The following is a 24,451-nucleotide window of genomic DNA, read 5'->3' as shown; positions in this document are numbered from 1 at the left end:
ATTGCCGGATATCCATGGATGTGGCCCGCCGGCCCAGTGCCGGGCGGACCCCCTCCGGGCCCTCTGACCGGGACAGCGCATGACCTTGGAAATCCGCACCTTCTCCATCCGTGACGCCGCGCATGACGAGGACGAGACCCGCCTGGCCTCGTTCCTGCGTACGGTGGAGGTTTCGCGCATCGACACCGCCTATGCCGAGGGGGCTTGGCGCGTGCTGGTCCAGTACCGGGACCTGCGCCGCAAGGAGGAAACGGCCCAGATCGAATCGGCCATCATCTCCGCCATCAACAGCTGGCGGACCGAGGTCGCCAAGTCGCTGGGCGTGGACAAGGAAGAGGTCCTGTCCAACGTCGTGGTGGCGGAGATCGCCCGTTACGCCCCCACGACGGAGATCGAGTTGTCGGTCATCAGCAGCGCCGCCGGCTTCGACGTGGCCGGCCGCGGCGGCCAGATCGTGCAGATCGTCCGCCAGACCATGGAAGACCTGACCAATTGAGGCGCCTGCTGCTCGCCGCCGCCCTGACGTTCGCCGGCTTGGCGGCGGGGACCGCCAACGCCGATGAAGTGGGGTCGTTCAGCAACGACTGGACGGGCAATGAACTGACGGTGGAGGCGGTGCCCGACCCGGACATCCAGGGTGTGACCTGCCACATCGTCAGCTTCTCGCGCAGTGTCATTGACCGGCTGCGCAAGGGGAACTGGTTCGAGGACCCGTCCAACACCTCCATCTCCTGCCGGCAGACGGGCCCCATCGTCATTGGCAAGATCGACACCTCCAAGCATGGCGAGGAGGTGTTTTCCGAGCGCAAGAGCCTGATCTTCAAGTCCATCGCCGTCCGGCGGATCTATGACCGGGCCAACGACACCCTGATCTACGTCGTCTACAGCCGCCAGGTGAAGGACGCGTCGGCCAAGATGGCCATTTCCACGGTGCCGCTGTTCAACGCCAACCCCACCTGGACCAAGGGCAAGCCGGAGCGTTAACGCCCTGTTCAATCGGGGTAAAAAAGCGAGGCCCTTCCCCGACGGACATACATCATTCGGTTGACTACCCACTTGGGCGGCGTCACCCTTTAGGCAGCATCCATACATCGATGGTGCGTTCGGCTTAGTGGCGGGGCTGCCAACAGGCCGGAAGATGGCCTGGCGCGGACGGGGAAGGGCTTCCCCGTCCCGCGGGCGCTATTGCCAGTCGGGGCGGGCGATGGTCTTGGGATTGCTGCGGGACAAGGCGGACAGGCCGCCGCCGTTGAGCGAGCCGCGTGGCGTTTCCTTCGAGGTGCAATACCTGAAGGATGACCATTGGATCACCGAGCAGATCTGCCGCAAGGAGGAGGATGCCCGGGCGTTGGCCGCGCGTATCCTGCCCAACCGCACCGGCGTGCGCATCATCCGCGAATTCGTGCGCCCCGGCCGTGGCGGGGAAACCGTCGACACCATCATCCATACGGAATACCGGCAGGAACCCAAGCGTCCCATAGCCCCGGTCCCGGTGGAGGAGGCGCACTACTGCAAGCTGCCGCAGGAATACCTGGCCTTCGACAGCCGGGTGCTGATCTCGCGCGTGCTGCGCCAGTATCTGGATGAGAAAGGCGTCACCGCGTCCGAGTTGCTGCATAACGCCGGTGAGGCCAAGCGCGTCCTGAACTTCGAGGCGTTGGTTCCCAACGCCGTCAGCCGCATCGCCACCCTGCAGAGCAAGGAGACGGGGGAGGATAGCCGCGCCCGCCGCGACGTCATCCTCGGCGTGCTGGAGGAATTGCGCCAGCGGGCGGAGAAGGCGGTGGCCAACCGCGCCCTGCCGTATCCCAAGGAAATCGGCTTCGCCGCCACCATGCGCCAAGTGGACGAGATCCTGGGCACGGCGACCGCCGGCAGCCCGGACGCGGCGGCGGAGGAGGCGGCCTATCTGGGCAAGGTCATCGTCTGCCGCGACCTGGTGAACATCCGCGGCCTGCTGGGCAAGGCAGAACTGCTGATCGACCTGGCGTCGGATGACAGCCTGCCGGCCGACGACGCGGCGCTGCTGGACCAGCTGCTGGCCGATGTGCTGGGCGCGCCCGATATGGTGCGCGACATGTTGGGCCGCCAGCCTGACCTGATGACGGCCCTGAACCGCATGATTGACCTGATCGGCGGCACGTTCGAGCCCCAGGGGGTCGAGATGTCGCCGCCCTGCACGGCGGCCATCAGCCGCTGGGTGGCGGGGCCCCATGGCAACGAGACCCGCGCGGTGTTGCTGGATTTCCTGCGCCGCCAGGTGCGGGGCACCCAGCGCCTGTCACATGGCGAGCCGCTGCAGCAGATCGCCAAGTATCGCAACCTGGTCAACCGGCTGATGCGGCCCGACGGTCTGCTGGGCGGCCCGGCCATGGCCGAGGCGGTGCTGATGGGCTATCACCGTTTCATTGAGCAAGGCGGGGCCGAGGGGCGCCGGCTGGCACTGGAATCGGTGCTGCAGCTGCTGCCCACGGGGGCGGAGCGGCTGGCCTACCTGGCCTGTCTGGCGCGGTCGGACGTGGGCGCCAAGGACGGTGCCGCCATCGCCGCCCAGGCCCTGGAGATCGCCAACCGCGTGGGCGGCCTGAACGACCTGGTGGATCGCGCCCTGCCGCTGAAACCGAAGATGGAGGCCAGCGCCGCGCTCTATCGCCTGGTGACGGAGGGCGACGCCCTGCCGGGCGACATGGGCGAAAAGCTGGGTGCGCGCCTGGATGACCTGGTGGCAACCTATATCATCGACGGCCGGGTGATCGAGCGGTTGGACGACCCGTCCGCCAGCCTGCGGGTCCGCGCCACCCGCCTGGTGCAGTTCGCGGGGGCGGAGGTGCTGGCCAGCCCGAAGGCCCGGCGCATCGTGCGCGACCAGATCATCAGCCATTTGCGCCAGCCCAACTTCGACACCAAATTCGTCGAAGGGCTAACGACCGAGGCCGAGAAGGCCGCCGTGCTGCGCAATTTCTACGACCTGCTGAGCCGTGCCCAGTTCATGTGATCTGCGACCGCGTCACACAATCCGCCCCAATCGCACCGTGGTCTGCCCCCGGCGCGGGGTGCGCGTAGGCATGACCAGCACGCAGTCGTCGTAGGGCGTGTGCAGGGCGCGTTTGCCGTCCAAGGCCAGCAGGGTGCCGCCGACGGCGATGCGCTCCAGCCCCTGGAATTGCTTCACGAAAGCGAACTCATCCGTTTCCGCCTGGATGACGTGGGTCACGTCCACCACGGTGGGCTTGGCCGGCGTGGCGGGGGCGTTGGCCTCCGCCAGCAGGGTGCGGGCGGTGGCGGCGTCCAGGGTTTCCGACTGCGCCAGGAAGCGGATCAGGCCGCGCCAGGCCTGGACGCCGGCGGCCGGGGCCGAGTGCTGGCCGCATTCCATCAGGATGGCGGCGGCGGCGCTGCCCGGGGCGGAGAAGCGGGGATGGTCGATCAGGCGCATGCCGTCGGCATGCCCGTCGTCCGCCACCACCCAGCCGGGATCGGCCAGCGCCACCGCCAGGGCGCGGGCGCGGGGGGAGCGGCCGCACAGGGTCAGCGCGGGCGACGGCACCTGCATGGAATGCAGGTCCAGCAATAGGTCCGCCGTCAGGATCCAAGGGGCGATGGCCGCCACCCGCGCCTGTTCCCGGCCCTGGGGGTAGACCGGCGGCGGGCCCCGGGCGGGCACCTCCGCCCTGACGCCGGCCCACAGGCGGTTCATGTCGCGGTCCAGATAGCGCGCCGGTGTCCCTGCCGGCCCGAACAGGCGGCCGCCCGCTGCGGCGTCCGTGTTGGCGAAGGCCAGGGTCCAGGTGCCGCGCGCCGGCCGCAACCCCCGGCGCAACAGCCGATCCAGGGCCACGGCGCCGCAAGGCTCGTTGCCATGCATCAGGGCGACGACGGCGACGTGGGGGCCCTCGCCCTTGGCCTCGAACCGCCAGACATAGGGAACGCCGGTGTTGCCGGTGCGGTGGGCGCGCAGGTCCGGCATGGCCAGCGGCGGCTCGGGCGTGGCGGGGCCGGGGGGCTGGCTGAACCGGTCCCACATCACGAGCATCCATCCCTGACTGTCGGGCCCGAACCCCTTGGAACCATCGCCGTCTTTTCCCTATTGGGCTGGTTGAGCAATAGTGACGGGTCCGACGCGTCAAGGAAAGGGACGGGATGCCCCAGCCTGCGCTATGGTAAAAGCTTATGATGGCTGGCTTTGTTGCCGCCGTCATCGGCGGTTGTGAGGTTGGCATGAAATTCATCATAGATGATGTGCTGGTGCGCCATGACCCGGAAGGCACGCCCGTTCCCGTCGTCTATGACTCGCCCCACAGCGGGTCCGCCTATCCCCTGGGCTTCAGCCCGCGCTGCCCGCTCATGCTGTTGCGGCAGTCAGAGGATGCGCATGTGGATGAGCTGTTCGCCCGTGCCCCAGCCCTGGGCGCCACGCTGCTGCAGGCCCTGTTCCCGCGCAGCTACATCGACGTGAACCGGGCGGAGGATGACATCGACCCCGCCTGCCTGGCCGACCCCTGGCCGGGCCCGCTGAACCCATCGGAGAAAAGCCGCCACGGCATGGGCCTGATCCGCACCGTCAGCCGCCCGGGCGAGGCGCTGTACGCCGCCAAGCTGACGGTGAGGGAGGTGCAGGCCCGCATCGAGCGCTACTGGCGGCCCTATCACGCCCAGTTGAAGGCGGCGCTGGACGGGCTGCACGCCCGCTTCGGCCAAGTCTGGCACATCAATTGCCACTCCATGCCCACCCTGGGCACGGGTGACGCCGGTGCCGACTTCGTGCTGGGCGACCGCGACGGAGTCTGCTGCGACCCGTCCTTTAGCCGCTTCGTGGCCGCCACCCTGCGCGGCATGGGTTACCGGGTGCGCCACAACGATCCCTACAAGGGGGTGGAACTGGTGCGCCGTTACGGCATCCCCACCCGGGGCCGCAACAGCCTGCAGCTGGAGATCGACCGCCGCCTGTACATGGATGAGGAAACGCTGGAGCGGCACGACGGCTACTGGCGCCTGTCCCACGACCTGGAAGACCTGATGCGCGCCATCCACGCCTTCGCCCTGGCCCGCGTGGGCGACCGGCGCCTGGCGGCGGAGTAGGGCTATTCCGCCTTCCTTAATTGTTTGATAGGCCGCGACGGCCCCCGCCGGAATTTTGTGAAGGGCGTCAGCGGATCGTGAAACGAGCGACTGCCTTTGTGGTCAAGCGCTTTTGAGGGCCGTACCTAAGGCGTGAACTGTTCCTTGAGGATCCGTTCCTCCAGGTTCATCTCCGGATCGAACAGCAGGATGGACGCCACGCTGCGGTCCTCGCAGACCTCCACGCGGGCCACGTCGCGGATTTCGGTGAAGTCGGCCACGGCGCTGACAGGGCGCTTGGCGCCTTCCAGGATGTCGAACTGCAACTTGGCAGTGTGGGGCAGCAGGGCGCCGCGCCAGCGGCGGGGGCGGAAGGCGCTGATGGGGGTCAGCGCCAGGATGCCGGCGCCCAGGGGCACGATGGGGCCATGGGCCGACAGGTTGTAGGCGGTGCTGCCGGCGGGGGTGGACACCAGGGCGCCGTCGCAGGCCAGTTCCGGCAGGCGCTCCACCCCATCGACGCTGATGCGCAGCTTGGCGGCCTGGCGCGTCTCGCGCAGCAGCGACACCTCGTTGAAGGCCAGCGCCTCATGCCGGCCCTGGGCGTTGACGGCGACCATGCGCAGCGGGTTCAGCGCCACGCGCTGCGCCCGGCGCACGCGGTCGGTCAGGCCCCGGGGGCTGAAGTTGTTCAGCAGGAAGCCGACTGAGCCCCGGTTCATTCCGTAGACGGGTTTGCACAAGGGCAGATGGCGGTGCAGCGTTTCCAGCAGGAAACCGTCGCCGCCCAGTGCGATGATGACGTCCGCGTCCTCCGCCCGCACGGTGCGATAGCGCTCCGACAATGTGGTGCGGGCGGCCTCCGCCTCCGGCGTCTCCGCCGCGACGATGCAGAAGGCCGGCTTGGCAGGCAGGGGCACCGGGGCGCATTGCGCGGTCGCCTCCGCCGCTGCCGGGACGGGCGCCTGGCCGGCTGGGCCTGGCGGGGAGGCGGCGGGGCGTGTGGGTTCGTCGAGCATGGCGCTTTCGCCTGGGTCCAGGACTCGGGAGGGAAGGGAAGGGCCTTTTGACCGAAACGGACGCACACCTTACCGGATTGATCCGGCCAAAGGAAATGCCCAGCTACCCCGGAAACCGGTGTCTTTGAGAACGGATCGCGAAGCGGGTGCCGGCCTCAGCCGCCGGTGACGCTCATGTGCCGCGCGACGGCCGGCGCCTTCTGTCGGCGGTCGATGATGAAGTCGTGGCCCTTGGGCTTGCGGGCGATGGCCTCCTTGATGGCGGCCAGCAGGGCGTCGTCGTCACCGGGCGCGCCGCGCATGACGGCGCGCAGGTCGGCGGCGTCGTCCTGGCCCAGGCACATGTACAGCATGCCGGTGCAGGTCAGCCGCACCCGATTGCAGCTTTCGCAGAAATTATGGGTCATCGGCGTGATGAAGCCGACGCGGCCGCCCGTCTCTGCCACCCGGGCATAGCGGGCGGGGCCGCCGGTGCTGATGGGCAGGTCGGTCAGGGTCCAGCGCTTGGCCAGCTCGGCGCGCAGCATGGACAGGGGCCAATACTGGTCCGCCCGCACCGTGTCGCCCTGGTTGGCCCCCCCGGCGTCACCGCTGTCCATGTCACCCAGGGGCATGACCTCGATGAAGGTCAGGTCATGACCCTCGCGCCCGCACCAAGCGACCAGATCGTGCACCTCGCCGTCATTCACTCCGCGCAGGGCCACGCAGTTGATCTTGACGGAAAGGCCGGCCTCCTTGGCGGCCCTGATGCCATCCAGCACGGGGGCCAGCTTGCCCCAGCGGGTGATGGCCTGGAAGCGGTCGGGGTCCAGCGTGTCCAGGCTGACGTTCACGCGGCGCACGCCGGCGGCGTACAGCTCGGCCGCGTACTTGGCCAGCTGACTGCCGTTGGTGGTCAGGGTCAGTTCGTCCAGGGATCCTGAGTCCAGGTGGCGTCCCAGCCGGCGGATCAGCTCCATGATGCCCCGGCGCACCAGGGGCTCGCCTCCCGTCAGGCGCAGCTTGCGCACGCCCGTCTGGATGAAGGCGCCGCACAGCCGCTCCAGCTCTTCCAGCGACAGCACTTCCGCCTTGGGCAGGAAGGTCATCTCCTCCGCCATGCAGTAGACGCAGCGGAAGTCGCAACGGTCGGTCACGGAAACGCGCAGGTACCGGATGGACCGGCCGAAGGGATCAACCAGCGGCGGCTGGCCGCGTGCCGGCATCGTTGTGCCGAAGGTGCCGTTGGCCATGGGTGTCAGGGCGCCGTCCGCCATCGTCTCAACCGTCCTCAACCATGCTGCTCAGGAAGCCGCCCGCCCTGCAGCGGGCGCATCCCCTCACTCATCTACGGCAAATATGGTGCGGCAACCATAGCAATGCAGCCCCCTCTTAGCGTCGAGGGGGACGCTGTGACGGCGGCAACGGCGCGATGGGGGCCGCGATGAGGGGCCATGGCAGGGTGGGCGGGGCGGTCAGGGCATCCAATCTTCCGGTTCCACCACCCGCAGGGGCACGACGCTGGCATCGATCAGCTGCTTGCCGGCGTGGGGGAAGTTGACAGTGACCCGCATGCCCACGGCCGACTGCACCTGTCCCAGGCCCCAGTCCGGCTGGCCGGCGTGCACGACGTAGGCGCCGGGGGTCAGCAGTGCCGCGGCCGCGCCTGATTCGGGGGTGAAGGGGGGCATGGGGCGTATATCCTCGGGCTAGAGGGTGGGGCGGGCGCCGGCGGTGACGAAAAAAAACGTCACCTATCCTTTTGCCCTTATCCGTTTGTTCTTAGGCAGGCGCTTCGCTAAATCCCTGCCATCCGGCCGGGCGTCCACTATGCTGCGCCATGCACACTATGAACCGCCACGCCGCCCGGACAAGGCCCCAAAACAAGGCCCACATGAATGACGGTCTCCCTGGAACTGCACGTTGTCGAGCTGCTGTGCTCCCGCCTTTGCCACGATTTGATCAGCCCGGTGGGCGCCATCGGAAATGGCGTCGAACTTATTGAGGAGATGGGCCCATCCATGGCCGAGGAGGCCATGTCCCTGATCGCGGACAGCGCAGACCAGGCGGCACGGCGCCTGCGCCTGTTCCGCCTGGCCTATGGGGCGGCCGGCAACAGCGGCGCCTTCACCGCGGCCGAGGCGCGGACGGTGCTGGGCGCCTGGTTCCGGGGTGGGCGCACGCGCCTGGACTGGCCGGCCGACATCATGCCCGGATCTGAGGACGGCGTGCTGAAACTGGCGCTGAACCTGGGTTTGCTGGCGGAGGAGGCCATGCCGCACGGCGGGGTGGTGACGGTCGCCGCGGGGGCTGGCGGTGCTGTGCTCTCGGTGGCGGCGGAGGGGCGCACTGTCAGCCTGCGCGACGAGGTGCGCGAGGCACTGGACGGGGCCGTGGCGCAGGCCGACCTGACCCCGCGCAGCGTCCAGGCCTATGTCACCGGCCGCTTCGCCGAACAGTGCGGCTGGCGCATCGTCACCGAGGCCAAAGGTGCGGAAGCATTGCGCTTCTGGCTGGAGAGGCGGGCCGCTTGACGGGGGCCGGGCGCCGTTTCACGCCGATAGCGAACCTTAACGCGTTTATCGCTTGTCTTGTTGCACGGGGCACGCCATCAATCTCGCAGGAGTAACGTGTTCTTAATCGTCTTTCTGGAAAAGATGGGTGTAGGGAGTGGCGCCCCCTGTCACTATTAGGACACCCATCGCGGCCGAAGGGGTTTGGCCGGGTGTTTTGATGTGGGGCGGGGTCGGGGGCTTAAACCTTATTCCAAACGGGGCCGCCCGTCGGGACGGCGTCGATACGCGCATGGCAACGGGACGTGGACCATGGATGATCTGCTGAGCGAATTTCTGACCGAGACCAATGAAAACATCGCGGTCTTGGACGTTGAGTTGGTGCGGCTTGAGCAGAACCCGAATGACCCCAGCCTGCTGAGCAACATCTTCCGGCTGGTTCACACCATCAAGGGCACCTGCGGCTTCCTCGGCCTGCCGCGGCTGGAAGCGGTGGCCCATGCGTCGGAGAACGTGCTGGGCCGCTTCCGCGATGGCGAGCTGAACGTCAGCCCCTATGCGGTCACGCTGATCCTGGAATCCCTGGACGCCATCAAGTCGATCCTGCTGGTTCTGGAAAAGACCGAGGCCGAGCCGGCCGGTAACGACGAAGACCTGATCAACCGCCTGAACGCGCTGGCCGAAGGCCGGGAGGCGCCCGCCGCGGCCGCCCCTGCCGCCGCCGCACCGCCCCCGCCGCCGGCGCCCGAACCCGTGCCGGAACCCGTGGCCCCGCCGCCGCCGGCCCCCGTGGCCGCCGCGCCGTCGGTGCCGGCCGCCGCCACCACCCGCGAAGTGGCGCCCGTGGCGGAGGCCGCCCCGCCGGCCCCGGCCCCGGCCGCTCCCCAGGCACCGCCCCCGCCACCCCCCGCCGCCGGTGGCGGTGATGGTGGCGAGTCGTCCCTGGCCAACCAGACCATCCGCGTCAACGTCGATCTGCTCGAAAACCTGATGACCATGGTTTCCGAGCTGGTGCTGACCCGCAACCAGTTGCTGCAGATCCTGCGCAGCCAGAAGGAAAGCGAGTTCGCGGTCCCGCTGCAGCGCCTGAACCACGTGACGTCAGAGCTGCAGGAAGGCGTCATGAAGACGCGCATGCAGCCCATCGGCAACGCCTGGGCCAAGCTGCCGCGCCTGGTGCGCGACCTGGCGCACGAACTGCACAAGAAGATCGACCTGCAGATGCTGGGCGCCGAGACGGAACTGGACCGTCAGGTGCTGGAGCTGATCAAGGACCCGCTGACCCACATGGTCCGCAACTCCGCCGACCACGGCCTGGAGCTGCCGGCGGAGCGCGTGGCCAAGGGCAAGCCCGAGACCGGCCGCGTCACGCTGAACGCCTTCCATGAGGGCGGCCACATCATCATCGAGATTTCCGACGATGGTAAGGGCCTGGCGATCGAGGCCATCAAGCGCAAGATCCTGCAGAACGGCCTGGCCACCGAGGTGGAGCTGGCCGGCATGTCCGACCAGCAGATCCAGCAGTTCATCTTCAAGGCCGGCTTCTCCACCGCCGCCAAGGTCACCAGCGTTTCCGGCCGCGGCGTCGGCATGGACGTGGTGAAGACCAACATCGAGAAGATCGGCGGCACCATCGAGCTGAAGTCCGTCGAGGGCCGCGGCACCACCTTCACCATCAAGATCCCGCTGACCCTGGCCATCGTCTCGGCCCTGGTCGTCGAATGCGGCGGCGAGCGCTTCGCCATCCCGCAGATCAGCGTGATCGAGCTGGTGCGCGCCGCCAACGACAGCGAGCACAAGATCGAGCGGATCAACGGCACGCCGGTCCTGCGCCTGCGCAACCGTCTGCTGCCGCTGGTCAGCCTGGAACGGCTGCTGAAGCTGGGCGACGGCGACCAGGACAACCGCGAGACCTTCATCGTGGTGGCCCAGGTCGGCAACTATACCTTCGGCATCATCGTCGACCGCGTCTTCGACACGGAAGAAATCGTGGTGAAGCCGGTGGCCCCCATCCTGCGCCATATCGAGCTGTTCTCCGGCAACACCATCCTGGGTGATGGCTCCGTCATCATGATCCTGGACCCCAACGGCATCGCCAGCTTCTCCGGCGAGATCGCGGGGGGCATGCACGACACCGCCGCCGCGGCCGCCGAGGCGAAGCAGTCCACCCGTCAGGACGACCGCATGGCCCTGCTGCTGTTCCGCGCCGGCGACGGTGCGCCCAAGGCCGTCCCGCTCTCGCTGGTCGCCCGCCTGGAAGACATCGACCTCAACCAGGTCGAGGCCTCCAACGGCCAGCCGGTGGTGCAATACCGTGGCAAGCTGATGCCGCTGGTGCCCATCGACCCGTCCTGGCAGGTCCAACGCGACAAGCGCCAGCCGGTGCTGGTGTTCGCCGACGGCGACCGCTCGATGGGCCTGGTGGTGGACGAGATCATCGACATCGTCGAAGACCGCCTGCAGGTGGAACTGGGCACGGAACGCGCCGGCTTCATGGGCAGCGCCATCATCGCCGACAAGGCGACGGACGTCATCGACGCCGGCTTTTACCTGACCCAGGCCTTCCGCGACTGGTTCGGCAACGCCACCGACCGTTTCGAGGACGAGCGCTTGCACAAGGTGCTGCTGGTCGACGACAGCCCCTTCTTCCGCAATCTGCTGACCCCGCTGCTGACCGTGTCGGGTTACGACGTCACGGCGGTGCAGAGCGCGGATGAGGCCCTGGGCCTCTGTGAATCGGGGGAGGACTTCGACGTCATCGTCAGTGACATCGAGATGCCGGGCATGAGCGGGCTGGAGTTCGCCCAGGCCGTCCGTGGCAACAGCCGCTGGCAGAACGTGCCGCTGGTGGCCCTGTCCAGCCACGCCACCCCGCGCGACCTTGACCGCGGTCGCCAGGCCGGCTTCACCGACTATGTGGCGAAGTTCGACCGCGACGCGCTTCTCTTCACGCTGCAGCAGACCATCTCCGAGACCAAGGGTGCCGCATGAGTACGAACCTGCCCGCCAAGCGCACCGCCAGCACCGAAGTCGCGGTCGTCAAGAACGAAGACTTCGTCACCATGACCATCGCCGATCAGGTGTTCGGCATCCCGGTCCTGCAGGTGCAGGACGTGCTGGGGCCCCAGCGCATCACCCGCATCCCCCTGGCGCCGCCGGAGGTTGCCGGTTCGCTGAACCTGCGCGGCCGCATCGTCACCGCCATCGACGTGCGCTTGCGCCTGGGCCTGCCGCCGCGGGCGGCGGACAAGCCCGGCATGAGCATCGTCGTGGACCACAAGGGGGAGCTTTACTCCCTTATGGTCGACAGCGTCGGTGAAGTGTTGAGCCTGACCTCGGATGACTTCGAACGCCAGCCGGCCACGATGGACGCGCGTTGGCGCGAGGTGTCCACGGGTATTTATCGTCTGCGGGAAAATCTTCTCGTTGTGCTTGACGTGTCGCGGTTGTTGAATTTCGCTAATACCGAAGCCGCCTGAGCCTGGGCTTAACCCACCGGTGCTTTCGAGCGCTTAGCAACCGAGGTCCTTTGCATGAAGTCCTGCCTGGTCGTCGATGACAGCCGCGTCGTGCGCAAGGTCGCGCGCAAGATCCTGGAAGAGCTGAACTTCACCTGTTCAGAAGCCGAGGATGGCAAGCAGGCGATGGAAGCGTGCGCGGCGTCCATGCCGGACGCCATCCTGCTGGACTGGAACATGCCGGTCATGACCGGCATCGAGTTCCTGCGGCGTCTGCGCAAGATGTCGGGGGGCCAGACGCCCAAGGTGGTGTTCTGCACGACCGAAAACGATCTGGCCCACATCCAGGAGGCGCTGTCGGCCGGTGCCAACGAGTACATCATGAAGCCCTTCGACAGCGAGATCATCCAAACCAAGTTCCAGCAGGTCGGGCTTCTCTGACGCCCGGGAACCATAAGATCATGAACGATATCCCCGGACGACCTCAGGCCGCGTCCTCGGCGGCCTCCACGACCGAGCCGTACCGGGTCATGGTCGTGGACGATTCGGCGGTCATCCGTGGCTTGCTGACGCGTACCCTGGAAGGTGACGGCACCATCCGTGTCGTCGCTTCCGTGGCCAACGGCCAGATGGCCATCAACACCCTGCAGCGTCAGACCCTGGACGTCATCGTCCTGGACATCGAGATGCCGGTGATGGATGGGCTGACGGCGCTGCCGCAGCTGATCGCCGCCGATCCGGCGGTCAAGGTCATCATGGCCTCGACCCTGACGGCCAAGAATGCCGACATCTCGCTGCGGGCCCTGCGCGCCGGCGCTTCCGACTATGTCACCAAGCCGTCCTCGACGCGGGAGCTGACGGGCGCGGAGAGCTTCAAGGCGGAGCTGGTCAGCAAGGTCCAGGCGCTGGGCGAGGCCGCCCGCCGGGCCGATCCGTCCAAGGGCACGCCCTCACGGCCGCTGGCCCCGCGCCCCGTCGTGGCACCCGTTCCCGGGGGCGCGCCGGCGCCGGCGCCCGCCGGCACCGCGGCACCGTCGCCCATCCGCAGCCGTCTGCTGGACCATGGTCCGGTGGTGCTGCGCCCGGCGCCCGACATCCGGCCGGACATCATCGCCATCGGCAGCTCCACCGGCGGGCCGCAGGCCTTGTTCGAGGTGATGGCCAATTTCCGTGGCGGGCTGCACCAGCCCATCGTCATCACCCAGCATATGCCGGCGACCTTCACCACCATCCTGGCCGAGCACATCACCCGCCAGTGCGGGATCGAGTGCGCGGAGGCCAAGGATGGGGAGCCCATCGTCGGTGGCCGTGCCTATGTGGCGCCGGGCGACAACCACTTCCTGCTGGTGTCGCGCAACGGCGTGACCACCGCGCAACTGACCAAGGACCCGCCGGAAAATTTCTGCCGGCCGGCGGTCGATCCCATGTTGCGCAGTATTGTTAAGATTTATGGGCGTAAGGTGTTGGCGGTCATCCTCACCGGCATGGGGCATGACGGTCGCAGCGGCTGCGACCAGGTGGTCCAGGCCGGGGGTATGGTTGTTGGCCAGGACGAGGCCAGCAGCGTGGTGTGGGGCATGCCGGGCGCCGTGGCAACGGCGGGCTTGTGCAGTTCCATCCTGCCCTTGAAGGAGATCGGTCCGTTTATCCGCAAGATCGCACTGAGGACGGCGGCATGAAGGTCGAAGACTTCGACATGTTCTGCACGATGCTGAAGCAGCGTTCGGGCTTGGTCCTGACCAAGGACAAGGCCTACCTGCTGGAATCGCGCCTCATGCCCGTAGCGCGGAAGTGGAACCTGAAAACGCTGGATGAGCTGGCGGCCACGGTTCGCGCCCGCAAGGACGAAAACCTGCTGAAGGACATCACGGAGGCGATGACGACCAACGAGTCGTCCTTCTTCCGCGACCAGAAGCCCTTCGACCAGTTCAAGCAGGTGGTTCTGCCGGCCCTGCTGGAAAGCCGGGCTACCAAGAAATCCATCCGAATCTGGTCGGCCGCCTGTTCCAGCGGGCAGGAAGCCTATTCACTGGCCATGATGCTGTCGGAGGACAGCGTGCGCCTGAACGGCTGGCGCATCGAGATCGTGGGCACCGACCTGTCGTCGGAGATGGTGGAGAAGTCGCGCGCCGGCATCTACACCCAGTTCGAGGTACAGCGCGGCCTGCCCATCACCATGCTGGTGAAGTATTTCAAGCAGACCGGCGACAAATGGCAGCTGTCGCCGCAGATCCGGCAGATGGCCACCTTCCGGGAATACAACCTGCTGACCGACCTGTCGCCGCTGGGCCAGTTCGACGTGGTGTTCTGCCGCAACGTGCTGATCTACTTCGACCAGCCGACCAAGACCAAGGTGCTGGAGGCCATCGCCAAGCAGATGCCGTCCGATGGCGTGCTGTACCTGGGCGGCGCCGAGACCGTCTTGGGCATTACCGACAGGTTCAAGCCCATGGAAGGCCAGCGCGGCCTGTACGTCCTGCCCTGACGGCGGGGCCCGAGGGCCGGAGATATCGCTTCATGGCAGGGGCCGGCCCGGCGACGGGACCGGCCCTTTCCTCGACCGGGCTTTCGCGGGGGCCGCCTACATCCTGTGGGTAGTGACCCTGGCGGCTCGCTGCCTGCATACTGTGTCCACCAACCCATGAAGCGGCCCGCGCAGCCGGGACCGCGCGAATAAAGGGGACGCGAGGATGTGGGAAGAGTTCAAGTCGTTCATCAGCCGGGGCAGCGTCATCGACCTGGCCGTCGGCATCATCGTTGGCGCCGCCTTCACCGGCATCGTCAATTCGCTGGTCAATGACCTGATCATGCCGCCCATCGGCTACGTCATGGGCGGCATCGACTTCTCCAGCTATTTCCTGGCCCTGAACGGAGAGCACTACGCCAATCTGAAGGCGGCGCAGGACGCCGGGGCGGCCACCGTCAACTATGGCGTCTTCATCAACGTCGTCATCCGCTTCTTCATCGTGGCCGGTGCGGTGTTCCTGCTGGTGAAGCAGGTCAACCGCTTCCGCACCAAGGCGGTTTCCGCCCCGCCCCGGCAGGAGGTGCTGCTGGAGGAAATCCGCGACCTGCTGAAGGCCAGGAACTGATCCGGGGACCAAACCCGGAGCCCCGGCCGGCACTTATCCGAACAGCTTCGTGTAACCATCCATAAGGGTCATCCAGGTGGCGCTGCCGGCGATGGGCACCATGACCACCTGGTTCAGGACGGCCAGCGGCAAGCCATAGGCATAGACGGGATGAGGCCGTCCCCGTGTCCGCCAATCGTGGACCAGGGCCACGACCAGCAGCAGGTCGGCGACCAGGCCCGGGGGAATCGCCACGAAGGGCGGCGGGGGCGGACCCTCCGCCGCCGCCCCGGGGGGCGGGGCCAGCAGGGCCACGAAAACGCGGGCGATGGCCGGCTGCATCAGCAGGGCCATGAGCAGGATCATGAGCCGCTTGTGCACCTCCGGTCGTCGAACCATCACGATGGCCAGCACGAAGACGGCGATGAACAGGGGCAGCGCCGTCAGCGAGACGGCGGCAAAGCGCTTGGCTGCGTCGCCGTACCCCAGCTGGGCGTACAGGTTCAGAACGGCCACTTGGCTGGCCAGGATGGTGCAGATCATCACGCTGAACAGGGCGATGCCGGCCAAGCCCCAACTGCGGTGGTCGGGTGTCCGGCCCCGCGCCGCCAGCAGCGTCTGCGCGAAATAGAACAAGCACCAGGAAAACAGGACGAAGCCGTGGATATGGACGATGGCCGGCCGGTGGAAGGTGCCGCTGAGCACCGGCCGCCAATAGGTCGGCGTAAACCCGCCGAAGGCGATGGCCAGGAAGACGGCGGCCATGGCAACGTAAAAGGTATGCCGGTTGGCCGTTACGACAGGCTGTGATGTGATCGCGGTTTCCATGGTGCCCCCCAACGTTGCCACGCTGCTGCAATTATGCGTGGCGGCGGGTTGGGCGTCCAACTATCGCAGGTTTAAGCCCTAAATAGGTAGTCGGGGCACCCTTACCGGGCGCAGGTCTCCACAGCCGCGCCGGGGGTCTCGAACACGCCGTCCCAGGCGTCACGCATCGCCGCGTCCACCTCGTGCAGGCTGACCAGGTGCCCCAGGGCATGCATGGAGGTGACGCCGAATTGGGTGATGCCGCAGGGCACGATGCCGCCGAAGTGGCTGAGATCCGGATCCACATTCAGGGAAATGCCGTGGAAGGTGATCCCGCGGCGTACGCGCACACCGATGGCGCCGATCTTGTCCTCCTGGCCCGGCAGTCCGCCATAGGGCTGCTTGTCCACCCAGATGCCCACCCGGCCGCAGCGCCGCTCACCCTTGATGTTGAACAGGGCCAGGGTGCGGATGATCCATTCCTCCAGGTTGGTGACATAGCGGTGCACGTCGGGCCCGCGCTTCACCAAGTCCAGCATGACATAGGCCACGCGCTGGCCGGGACCGTGGTAGGTGTACTGCCCGCCGCGCCCGGTCTGGAACACGGGAAAGCGGCCGTGGTCCAGCAGGTCCTCCGCCTTGGCGCTGGTGCCGGCGGTGTACAGCGGCGGGTGTTCCAGCAGCCACACCAGTTCGGGCGCCGTACCGGCGCGGATGGCGGCCACGCGCTCCTCCATGGCGGCCACCGCCTCGGGGTAGGGAACCGGCTGGTCGCTGATGCGCCATTCAGGGCCAACCAAAGAGGGAGAGGCGGGAAGGGCGTCGGTTTCGGTCAGGGGCAGGGACATCGCGGTTGCTTACCTGTCGTGCTAAGGCGGTTCCGGCGGGTGCGGCGCCGGGGTCTTTCCTGGGTCACACCTTTATATAGTGTGTCCCGATCCCGATGGGGCCACACGAGGGCTTGCTATGGGATCGGCGATTTGCTATTCCCCCGTTCACCCGTTGGCAAGCCCTTGCCGACGAGGTTCTGACATGATGCGGTCATGGCGGAATTGGTAGACGCGCAGCGTTGAGGTCGCTGTGGGGCAACCCGTGGAAGTTCGAGTCTTCTTGACCGCACCATCACCTGAAAGGCCGGCCCCCTGGGGTCGGCCTTTCGCGCTTCCGTATGGTCGCTTCCCGCTGCTTCCGCGCATGGCAGGTGGGCGCGCCGACGTCGAATGGCACCATAGTGCCCATGGCCTCTGGACAATGCCGGCCCCCGCGCCTTAAGCAGGAAGCAGACCGAACGGTTTACGACGCCCGTGGAAGCATCGGCGCCTCGTGATGCCGCTCGCGACCCAGTCCCCGCAGAAGAGACCGGCCCCATGTCCGACGAGTTTCGCGAAGCCGCCCTTGACTATCACCGGCTGCCGACGCCGGGTAAGATCGCCGTCACGCCGACCAAGCCCCTGGCGACTCAGCGCGATCTGGCCCTGGCCTATTCGCCCGGCGTGGCCTTCGCCTGCGAGGCCATCGTGGCCGACCCGGCCGAGGCCAGCCAGATGACCTCGCGCGGCAACCTGGTGGCCGTCATTACCAACGGCACCGCCGTGCTGGGCCTGGGCGACATCGGCCCGCTGGCCGCCAAGCCGGTGATGGAGGGTAAGGGCGTCCTGTTCAAGAAGTTCGCCGGCATCGACGTCTTCGACATCGAGATCGACCAGAAGGATCCCGACAAGCTGGTCGAGGTCATCGCCGCGCTGGAGCCGACCTTCGGCGGCATCAACCTTGAGGACATCAAGGCGCCGGAATGCTTCTACGTGGAAAGCAAGCTGCGCGAGCGCATGAAGATCCCGGTCTTCCATGACGACCAGCACGGCACCGCCATCATCGTCGCCGCCGCCATCACCAACGCGCTGAAGCTGCGCGGCCGCAAGATCGACGAGGTCAAGCTGGTGGCCAGCGGCGCCGGCGCCGCCGCGCTGGCCTGCCTGGACCTGCTGGTCGATATGGGCATGCCCGTGGACAACATCTGGGTCAGCGACATCAAGGGCGTGGTCTATGACGGCCGCACCGAGCTGATGGACCCGCGCAAGGCCCGCTACGCCAAGAAGACCAACGCCCGCACCCTGGACGACATCATCGATGGGGCGGACATCTTCCTGGGCTTGTCCGCCCCGCGCGTTCTGACCAAGCCCATGGTGTCCAAGATGGCGGGCCAGCCGGTCATCCTGGCGCTGGCCAACCCTACCCCGGAAATCATGCCGGAAGAGGCGCGTGAGGCGCAGCCTGACGCCATCATCGCCACCGGGCGGTCCGACTACCCCAACCAGGTCAACAACGTCCTCTGCTTCCCCTTCATCTTCCGGGGTGCCTTGGACGTGGGCGCCACCCAGATAAACGAGGCGATGAAGATCGCCGCGGTGGAGGCCATCGCCCGCCTGGCCATGGCGGAACAGCACGACGTGGTGGCCGCCGCCTATGGCGACCAGCAGGCCGGTTTCGGCCCCGACAACATCATCCCCAAGCCCTTCGACCCGCGCCTGATCCTGGAGATCGCGCCGGCGGTGGCCAAGGCCGCCATGGACAGCGGCGTGGCCACCCGCCCCATCACCGATTTCGACGCCTACCGCGAGCGGCTGTCGCAGTTCGTCTTCCGCTCCGGCCTGCTGATGAAACCGGTGTTCTCCCGCGCCAAGCAGGCGCCCAAGCGCCTGGTCTACTGCGAGGGCGAGGAGGAGCGGGTGCTGCGTGCCGTGCAGTTCGTGGTGGACGACGGCCTGGCCAAGCCCATCCTCATCGGCCGGCGTGAGGTGGTGGCGCGCCGTATTGAGAAGCTGGGCCTGCGCATCCAGTTGGACCGCGATGTCGAGCTGGTCGACCCGCAGAACGATCCGCGCTATGCCGACTACTGGCAGAGCTATCACGCCATCATGGAGCGCCGGGGCGTCAGCCCGGACCGCGCCCGCCAGGTGGTGCGCAACAACACCACCGTCATCGGCCTGATGATGGTGCGCAAGGGCGACGCCGACGCCATGATCGGCGGCACGGTCGGCCTCTATGACTGGCACCTGAAGCATGTGCTGGACGTCATCGGGCTGAAGCCGGGCACCACCATTCCCGCCGCCCTGTCGGTGCTGATCCTGCCCAAGGGGACCTTCTTCCTGGCCGACGCCTATGTGACGCCGGAACCCACGGCCGATCAGATCGCCGCCATGACGGCCCTGGCGGCGGAGGAGGTGCGGCGCTTCGGCGTGGTGCCCAAGGTGGCCTTGCTGTCGCACTCCAACTTCGGCAGCCACGGCGACGCCTCGGCCCTGACCATGCGGGCCGCCCTGGCCAAGATCGAGCAGCAGTGCCCGACGCTGGAGGTCGAGGGCGAGATGCATGCCGACAGCGCCATTTCCGAGGACATCCGCAATCGGGTGTTCCCCAACAGCCGCCTGAAGGGCATGGCCAATCTTCTGATCATGCCCAGCCGCGATGCCGCCAACATCGCCTTCAACCTGCTGAAGACCCTGGGCGAGGGGCAGCCGGTGGGACCGGTGCTGCTGGGCGCCGCCCAGCCGGTGCACATCCTCACCCCCTCGGTCACCGTGCGTGGCATCGTCAACATGTCGGCCCTGGCCGTGGTCGATGCCCAGATGCATGAGGCGGGTGAGGACGCCTGATCCTGGCCCCTCGGGGCGCCCCTTGGCCGACGCCGTTGAAGACCCGTCCCGGAGCGATCCGGGGCGGGTCTTCGCTTTTCGGCGCAGGGCCTTGCCTTGACAATAGCACGATCGTTCGTTTATTTTTCGCCCCATGAGCAAGGGTGTCCGCACGCGCGCCGCCATCCTGGGTGAGGCCTTGAGTCTCATGAGCACGGATGGACTGTCAGGTCTCACCATCGGCCTGTTGGCGGAGCGTACCGGCTTGTCGAAAAGTGGGCTGTTCGCCCATTTCGGGTCCAAGGAACAGCTGCAGGTGGCGGTGTTGCAGGAGGCCCAGGCCTGCTTCACCACCCATGTCATCCGGCCGGTGCTGGACCTGCCGCGCGGCCTGCCGCGGCTGGAGGCTTTCGCCGAAGGCTGGTGGGCGTGGAACCGTTCACCCCCCTTTCCCGGCGGCTGTCCCATCCAGGCGGCCAGCCTGGAACTGGACGACCGGCCGGGACCGCTGCGGGACGAGATCGCCGGCGCTCAGCGCCGCTTGCGCGCCTTCATCCGGCAGGGGGCCGCCATGGCGGTGGCCGCGGGGCATTTCCGCCCCGGCCTCGACTGCACCCTGTTCGCGTTCCAGATGGTGGGTATCGCCTTCGCCCAGACCATGACCTGCCGCCTGCTGGGCGAGCCGGAGGGCCTGGATTTCGTCCGCCGTGCCTGGCGCCTCCAGGTGGACGGCGCTTTGGGCACCACACAGAATCAAACGGGAGAGATGAACCATGTCGAGTGATCCGATTGTCATCGTCAGCGCCGCCCGCACCGCCATGGGCGGCATGATGGGCGACCTGTCCAGCCTGCCGGCCGCCCAACTGGGCGCCGCTGCCGTGAAGGCGGCGGTGGAACGCGCCGGCCTCGCGCCTGAGGCCATCGATGAGGTGGTGATGGGTTGCGTGCTACAGGCCGGCCAGGGCCAGGCACCCGGCCGCCAGGCGGCGCTTGCCGCGGGCCTGCCGCAGTCCGTGCCCTGCAGCACCTTGAACAAGATGTGCGGCAGCGGCATGAAGGCGGCCATGGTCGCCCATGACCTGCTGGTGGCGGGTAGCGTCGACATCGCGCTGGCCGGCGGCATGGAAAGCATGTCCAACGCCCCCTATCTGCTGGACCGGGCGCGCGGCGGCTATCGCTACGGCCATGCCACCATCTACGACCACATGGCGCTGGACGGGCTGGAGGATGCCTACGACCGCGGCCGCGCCATGGGCACTTTCGCCGAGGACACGGCTAGCCATTACCAGTTCACCCGCGAGATGCAGGACGCCTACGCCATCGAAAGCCTGCGCCGGGCCAAGGCCGCGGTGGAAGGCGGCTGGTTCGATGGCGAGACGGTGGGCGTCACGGTGAAGGGCAAGGCCGGCGATGTCGTCATCAGCCGGGATGAGCAGCCGCTGAAGGGCAAGCCGGAGAAGATCCCCACCCTGAAGACCCCGTTCCGCAAGGACGGCACGGTGACGGCTGCCAGCAGCGCCAGCATCAGCGACGGTGCCGCCGCCCTGGTGCTGACCCGCGCCAGCGTGGCGGAGAAGCGCGGCCTCGCGCCGCTGGCCCGCATCGTCGGCCATGCCAGCCATGCCCGCGCGCCCAACTGGTTCACCACCGCACCCATCGGTGCCATCGAGACCCTGTTCGCCAAGACCGGCTGGTCCGCCCGAGATGTCGACCTGTTCGAGATCAACGAGGCCTTCGCCGTGGTGCCCATGGCCGCGATGCGGGAATTCGACATTCCGCACGAGAAGGTCAACGTCCATGGCGGCGCCTGCGCCCTGGGCCATCCCATCGGCGCTTCGGGCGCCCGCATCCTGGTGACCTTGCTGGCGGCGCTGCAGCGCTATGGCCAGACCCGGGGCGTGGCCAGCCTGTGCATCGGCGGCGGCGAAGCCACGGCCGTGGCCATCGAGCGTCTCAACTGACATCCATCCACGCTGGATCTGGTCCGGCGAGTGGGCATACTGGCGGGCGGTCGTGCCGAGAGGTGCGGCCGCCCGAATGACATTGGCCGAATAACATTGGGGGGAGGGGACCTGTGATGGCAGCGCAGCCCTTGGACTTCTATTTCGACTTCGCCTCGCCCTACGGCTATTTCGCCGCCATGGCGATCGATGAACTGGCGGCCCGCCATGGCCGCACCGTCGCCTGGCACCCCATCCTGCTGGGGGCGGTGTTCAAGAGCACGGGCGTCACGGCCACGGTGCTGCGCCCCTTGCAGGGTGATTACCTGCGGCATGACGTGATGCGTTCCGCCCGCTATTACGGCCTGCCGCTGGTGTGGCCGCAGGTGATGCCGATCAATGCCGTGGCGTCCTCTCGCGCCTATTACTGGACGGCCGCCCGGGATGTTGGCCTGGCGCGGAGCTTGGCGAAGGCGCTGTACCGCGCCCATTGGCAGGAGGGGCGGGACATTTCCGGGGTGGACGCGGTGGCGGATGTCGCCACCGGTATCGGTATGGATGCGGATAGCCTCAAGGCCGGCCTGCAGGAGCCGGCGGTGAAGGACGCGTTGCGCGCCGCCACCGACGCCGCCATGGCCCGGGGGGTCTTCGGCTCCCCCTTCATCTTCGTGGATGGGGAGGGGTTCTGGGGGGCGGACCGCCTGGTGCAGGTGGAACGCTGGCTGGCGCAGGGCGGCTGGTGATGAACGTGACCACCCCCCGCCCCATTCCTCCCCGGCGGCGGCGCAAGCGCACCCTGGTGACGCCCATCGTCCTGACAGTGGGTCTGCTGGCGTTGATTTCGCTGACCATCCAGGGGGCGGATCCGGGCCTGATGCTGGCGCTGTTGGGGGCTGTGGTCGTGGTGGTGGGCACCTGCCACCTGCTGTTCCCCGGCAGCCGCTTCTTCACCATCGGCTTGGCCAACTTCGTCGGCATCTACGCCATCATCTTCGAGTTTTTCGTCGAGGCGCACTTCTCCCAGTTGCCGCCGGGCTTGCTGGGGCTGGGCTTCGTCCTGCCACTGGCCGCTTTCCTGGCCGGCGTGGTGATTCGGCGCGAAGGCATTCGCGCCATCGTCCAGGCGCGGCCGGAGGGCAACGCCAGGCGGCGTGACCTGCGCCGCTTCGGCCGCGCCTTCGGCTGGGTGGTGCCGCTGGGTCTGGTGGGTGCGGCCACCTTCCTGCTGACTCCCGAAACGCCCCAGCCCGTGGTGCGCGACGCCTTCTTTGCCGCCATGGGCTTCATCGCCTTCATCGTGCTGCTGGTCAGCTACGATGTGGTGGTGCTGCTGTTGGAGACGGGCCTGCTGTTCGAGGAGTTTTTCGAGCAGGTGGCCGGCCTGGCGGAGCCGGCCTTCGCCTTCTTCACCTTCTACTCCCTGCTGGTGATCGTCTTCGCCGCCCTCTATACGGTGGTGGATCGCTTCTCCCCCGTCAGCCAGTTCATGATCGGCGGCGCGCCGCAGAAGATCGGATTCGCGGAGAGCCTTTATTTCTCCGTCGTGACCCTGTCGACCGTGGGCTACGGCGATATCGTGCCGGTGGGCAGCTTCATCCGCCTGGTCGTGGCGGCCGAGGTCATCGTCGGCATGTTGCTGTTGCTGTTCGGATTCAACGCCATCTTCAGCTATTCCAGCAGCCGCCGGCCACCCGATCGCTGACAACCGGGTTTGGTCCAGGGCCCGGCCGTTATCACGGAAGAAACATCGCTGGTGCCGACGTCAAAAAAGTCTTAACGCTTCTCTGATAGGGGTGGGGACCTGACAGCCGTGTGGGGCGGGAGCATATCGCTTCCGGGGTCACCCCAGCGCGGGCCTAACTTGAGGGGCGGGATGCCGTGAGCCGGTCGATCGAGGGCGTCACCAACTGGATGCACCTATTCCGTTGGATCGTGAAGCTGATCCGCGACGACTACGGCGTCGACGAGAAAATCCTGACCCGCACCGCCGTGCTGGAGACCGACTGCGGCCTCAGCATCGAGCAGGTGGAAGAGGTGCTGGAAACCGTCGCCGACAGCTTCGCCATCCGCTTCCCCCAGGGCACCCTGGATGAGGTGCTGAAACTAGAGGAACTGTGCCTGCTGGCCGCGTGGCTGAAGGGCATGTTCAAGCGGCCGGAATTCATCTCCGACGGTTTCGAGGCCAAGTGCCGCGCCATGAACGCCTCGGCCGGGGCTTAGTTACTTCCTTGGATGTCGGGCCTAGGCCCCGCTTATGATCCGCTTGAGGACCGCCCCTGTGACGGGGCGCCTTGACCCCCAGGCTTAAGCTCGTAGTCTCAACCCCCCGATAGACACCGGCCTTGTTGAGACCATGCCCCTTCATATGCTGCGCCTTGCCGTGGGCGCCCCCGACCTTGCCGACATGCGCGATTGGCGCAACCGCAACCAGATGGACTGGCACGGCCACCGGGTGGTGCCCACCTACACCCGCCGCATGCCCACGCGCACGGCGGAGCTGCTGGACGGCGGCTCCCTCTATTGGGTGGTGAAGGGCATCCTGTGCTGTCGCGCCCGTTTCATCGGTTTCGATCTCATGCGCTCGCCCGAGGGGGATGAGGTTTGCCGTATGCTGTTGGACACTGAACTGGTGGAAACCGTGCCCCAGCCCAAGCGCCCCTTCCAGGGGTGGCGCTACCTGAAGCCGGAGGACGCACCGCCCGATCTGGATCAAGCGGGCGGCAGCGGGCAGGACCTGCCGCCCCATATATTGGCGGAGCTGCGCCAGCTGGGTCTGGCCTAAGCCGCTGCTTCTCCTGGTGGCCTGCCGGCTTTGGAGTGGTTTCCGGATAGGGGCTACGCCGCGTTTCGAAAAAAGTGAGGGTCGGGCGAAAAAAGCAGTAGACAGCCCCCCGGTGAGGTCACTATAACCCCGTTCACCGACGCGGCGGGCGACAACGAACGGCGCGACGGCGAAGCGATCCCTGAGTTCTGG

General features: G+C 67.3%; 24 protein-coding genes and 1 tRNA gene. 19 read left to right on the top strand and 6 right to left on the bottom strand.

Going from position 1 to position 24,451, the window contains the following annotated elements:
- Positions 1 to 79: 79 nt before the first annotated feature.
- The 3 genes from FBZ88_RS28125 to FBZ88_RS28115 all read left to right on the top strand — a co-directional run bounded on the left by FBZ88_RS28125 (position 80) and on the right by FBZ88_RS28115 (position 2,995).
- The gene (locus FBZ88_RS28125) at positions 80 to 496 is read left to right on the top strand and encodes an HRDC domain-containing protein (protein ID WP_145620298.1); all 417 of its coding nucleotides are present in this window, start codon (positions 80 to 82) and stop codon (positions 494 to 496) included.
- Positions 493 to 984, top strand: a complete 492-nt coding sequence (locus FBZ88_RS28120; protein WP_145620297.1) for a CreA family protein — start codon at positions 493 to 495, stop codon at positions 982 to 984. Before FBZ88_RS28125 ends, FBZ88_RS28120 begins: the two co-directional genes overlap by 4 nt.
- A gap of 220 nt (positions 985 to 1,204) precedes the next feature.
- Complete coding sequence (locus FBZ88_RS28115) at positions 1,205 to 2,995, top strand: hypothetical protein (protein ID WP_246138892.1); 1,791 nt, start codon at positions 1,205 to 1,207, stop codon at positions 2,993 to 2,995.
- 12 nt (positions 2,996 to 3,007) lie between these two features.
- Here FBZ88_RS28115 and FBZ88_RS28110 read toward each other — a convergent pair whose 3' ends face one another.
- A complete protein-coding gene (locus FBZ88_RS28110) occupies positions 3,008 to 4,024 on the bottom strand; it encodes a M14 family metallopeptidase (RefSeq protein WP_186464639.1) in 1,017 nt (338 codons plus the stop codon).
- Positions 4,025 to 4,218: 194 nt separating this feature from the next.
- On the opposite strand from FBZ88_RS28110, the gene FBZ88_RS28105 reads away from it, so the two are divergent.
- Positions 4,219 to 5,079, top strand: coding sequence for an N-formylglutamate amidohydrolase (locus tag FBZ88_RS28105; RefSeq protein ID WP_145620295.1), 861 nt, complete (start codon positions 4,219 to 4,221; stop codon positions 5,077 to 5,079).
- Between the two features lie 125 nt (positions 5,080 to 5,204).
- Here FBZ88_RS28105 and FBZ88_RS28100 read toward each other — a convergent pair whose 3' ends face one another.
- From FBZ88_RS28100 to FBZ88_RS28090, 3 genes are all read right to left on the bottom strand, one after another.
- Positions 5,205 to 6,077 (bottom strand): NAD kinase, encoded by an 873-nt coding sequence (locus FBZ88_RS28100; RefSeq protein ID WP_145620294.1) that lies wholly within the window; start codon positions 6,075 to 6,077, stop codon positions 5,205 to 5,207.
- Between the two features lie 155 nt (positions 6,078 to 6,232).
- Positions 6,233 to 7,282, bottom strand: a complete 1,050-nt coding sequence (moaA, locus tag FBZ88_RS28095) for a GTP 3',8-cyclase MoaA (protein ID WP_145620323.1) — start codon at positions 7,280 to 7,282, stop codon at positions 6,233 to 6,235.
- 249 nt (positions 7,283 to 7,531) lie between these two features.
- On the bottom strand, positions 7,532 to 7,747 hold the full coding sequence (locus FBZ88_RS28090) for a DUF3553 domain-containing protein (RefSeq protein ID WP_145620293.1): 216 nt from the start codon (positions 7,745 to 7,747) through the stop codon (positions 7,532 to 7,534).
- Between the two features lie 207 nt (positions 7,748 to 7,954).
- Here FBZ88_RS28090 and FBZ88_RS28085 point away from each other — a divergent pair, with 207 nt between their 5' ends.
- The 7 genes from FBZ88_RS28085 (at position 7,955) to mscL (ending at position 15,119) form a co-directional block, all read left to right on the top strand.
- On the top strand, positions 7,955 to 8,590 hold the full coding sequence (locus FBZ88_RS28085; RefSeq protein WP_145620292.1) for a histidine phosphotransferase family protein: 636 nt from the start codon (positions 7,955 to 7,957) through the stop codon (positions 8,588 to 8,590).
- 291 nt (positions 8,591 to 8,881) lie between these two features.
- Positions 8,882 to 11,560: a hybrid sensor histidine kinase/response regulator gene (locus FBZ88_RS28080; RefSeq protein ID WP_145620291.1), complete on the top strand. Its 2,679-nt coding sequence runs from the start codon at positions 8,882 to 8,884 to the stop codon at positions 11,558 to 11,560.
- A complete protein-coding gene (locus tag FBZ88_RS28075) occupies positions 11,557 to 12,048 on the top strand; it encodes a chemotaxis protein CheW (protein ID WP_044559593.1) in 492 nt (163 codons plus the stop codon). Before FBZ88_RS28080 ends, FBZ88_RS28075 begins: the two co-directional genes overlap by 4 nt.
- A gap of 54 nt (positions 12,049 to 12,102) precedes the next feature.
- Positions 12,103 to 12,468, top strand: coding sequence for a response regulator (locus tag FBZ88_RS28070; RefSeq protein WP_004272883.1), 366 nt, complete (start codon positions 12,103 to 12,105; stop codon positions 12,466 to 12,468).
- A 20-nt stretch (positions 12,469 to 12,488) separates the two neighbouring features.
- Entirely contained in the window at positions 12,489 to 13,706 is a 1,218-nt protein-coding gene (locus tag FBZ88_RS28065; protein WP_145620290.1) for a protein-glutamate methylesterase/protein-glutamine glutaminase, read from the top strand.
- Positions 13,703 to 14,512, top strand: a complete 810-nt coding sequence (locus FBZ88_RS28060; protein ID WP_088871034.1) for a CheR family methyltransferase — start codon at positions 13,703 to 13,705, stop codon at positions 14,510 to 14,512. Before FBZ88_RS28065 ends, FBZ88_RS28060 begins: the two co-directional genes overlap by 4 nt.
- Before the next feature lie 205 nt (positions 14,513 to 14,717).
- Complete coding sequence (mscL, locus tag FBZ88_RS28055) at positions 14,718 to 15,119, top strand: large conductance mechanosensitive channel protein MscL (protein ID WP_145620289.1); 402 nt, start codon at positions 14,718 to 14,720, stop codon at positions 15,117 to 15,119.
- A gap of 33 nt (positions 15,120 to 15,152) precedes the next feature.
- On the opposite strand, the gene FBZ88_RS28050 is transcribed toward mscL, so the two are convergent.
- Together FBZ88_RS28050 and lipB are read right to left on the bottom strand one after the other, a co-directional pair.
- Positions 15,153 to 15,926: a hypothetical protein gene (locus FBZ88_RS28050; protein WP_145620288.1), complete on the bottom strand. Its 774-nt coding sequence runs from the start codon at positions 15,924 to 15,926 to the stop codon at positions 15,153 to 15,155.
- A gap of 101 nt (positions 15,927 to 16,027) precedes the next feature.
- Positions 16,028 to 16,753: a lipoyl(octanoyl) transferase LipB gene (gene lipB / locus FBZ88_RS28045; protein ID WP_145620287.1), complete on the bottom strand. Its 726-nt coding sequence runs from the start codon at positions 16,751 to 16,753 to the stop codon at positions 16,028 to 16,030.
- A gap of 189 nt (positions 16,754 to 16,942) precedes the next feature.
- Here lipB and FBZ88_RS28040 point away from each other — a divergent pair.
- The 8 genes from FBZ88_RS28040 to FBZ88_RS28005 all read left to right on the top strand — a co-directional run bounded on the left by FBZ88_RS28040 (position 16,943) and on the right by FBZ88_RS28005 (position 24,259).
- Positions 16,943 to 17,027 (top strand) — tRNA-Leu (locus tag FBZ88_RS28040).
- A gap of 245 nt (positions 17,028 to 17,272) precedes the next feature.
- Positions 17,273 to 19,558, top strand: coding sequence for an NADP-dependent malic enzyme (locus FBZ88_RS28035; RefSeq protein WP_145613936.1), 2,286 nt, complete (start codon positions 17,273 to 17,275; stop codon positions 19,556 to 19,558).
- A gap of 133 nt (positions 19,559 to 19,691) precedes the next feature.
- Complete coding sequence (locus FBZ88_RS28030; protein WP_088871037.1) at positions 19,692 to 20,321, top strand: TetR/AcrR family transcriptional regulator; 630 nt, start codon at positions 19,692 to 19,694, stop codon at positions 20,319 to 20,321.
- Complete coding sequence (locus FBZ88_RS28025; RefSeq protein ID WP_145620286.1) at positions 20,311 to 21,498, top strand: acetyl-CoA C-acyltransferase; 1,188 nt, start codon at positions 20,311 to 20,313, stop codon at positions 21,496 to 21,498. Before FBZ88_RS28030 ends, FBZ88_RS28025 begins: the two co-directional genes overlap by 11 nt.
- A 116-nt stretch (positions 21,499 to 21,614) precedes the next feature.
- Positions 21,615 to 22,220 (top strand): 2-hydroxychromene-2-carboxylate isomerase, encoded by a 606-nt coding sequence (locus FBZ88_RS28020; RefSeq protein ID WP_145620285.1) that lies wholly within the window; start codon positions 21,615 to 21,617, stop codon positions 22,218 to 22,220.
- Positions 22,220 to 23,179 carry an ion channel gene (locus tag FBZ88_RS28015; RefSeq protein WP_145620284.1) on the top strand — a complete coding sequence of 320 codons (960 nt, stop codon included), beginning with the start codon at positions 22,220 to 22,222 and terminating at the stop codon, positions 23,177 to 23,179. Before FBZ88_RS28020 ends, FBZ88_RS28015 begins: the two co-directional genes overlap by 1 nt.
- Positions 23,180 to 23,355: 176 nt before the next feature.
- Positions 23,356 to 23,697, top strand: a complete 342-nt coding sequence (locus tag FBZ88_RS28010; protein WP_145620283.1) for an acyl carrier protein — start codon at positions 23,356 to 23,358, stop codon at positions 23,695 to 23,697.
- 133 nt (positions 23,698 to 23,830) lie between these two features.
- Positions 23,831 to 24,259 (top strand): DUF1489 family protein, encoded by a 429-nt coding sequence (locus FBZ88_RS28005; RefSeq protein WP_145620282.1) that lies wholly within the window; start codon positions 23,831 to 23,833, stop codon positions 24,257 to 24,259.
- The last annotated feature ends 192 nt before the right edge of the window (positions 24,260 to 24,451 follow it).

The organism is Nitrospirillum bahiense, assembly GCF_007828025.1.
GTDB classification, from domain to species: domain Bacteria; phylum Pseudomonadota; class Alphaproteobacteria; order Azospirillales; family Azospirillaceae; genus Nitrospirillum; species Nitrospirillum amazonense.
This window is presented reverse-complemented; position numbering and strand designations above follow the sequence as displayed.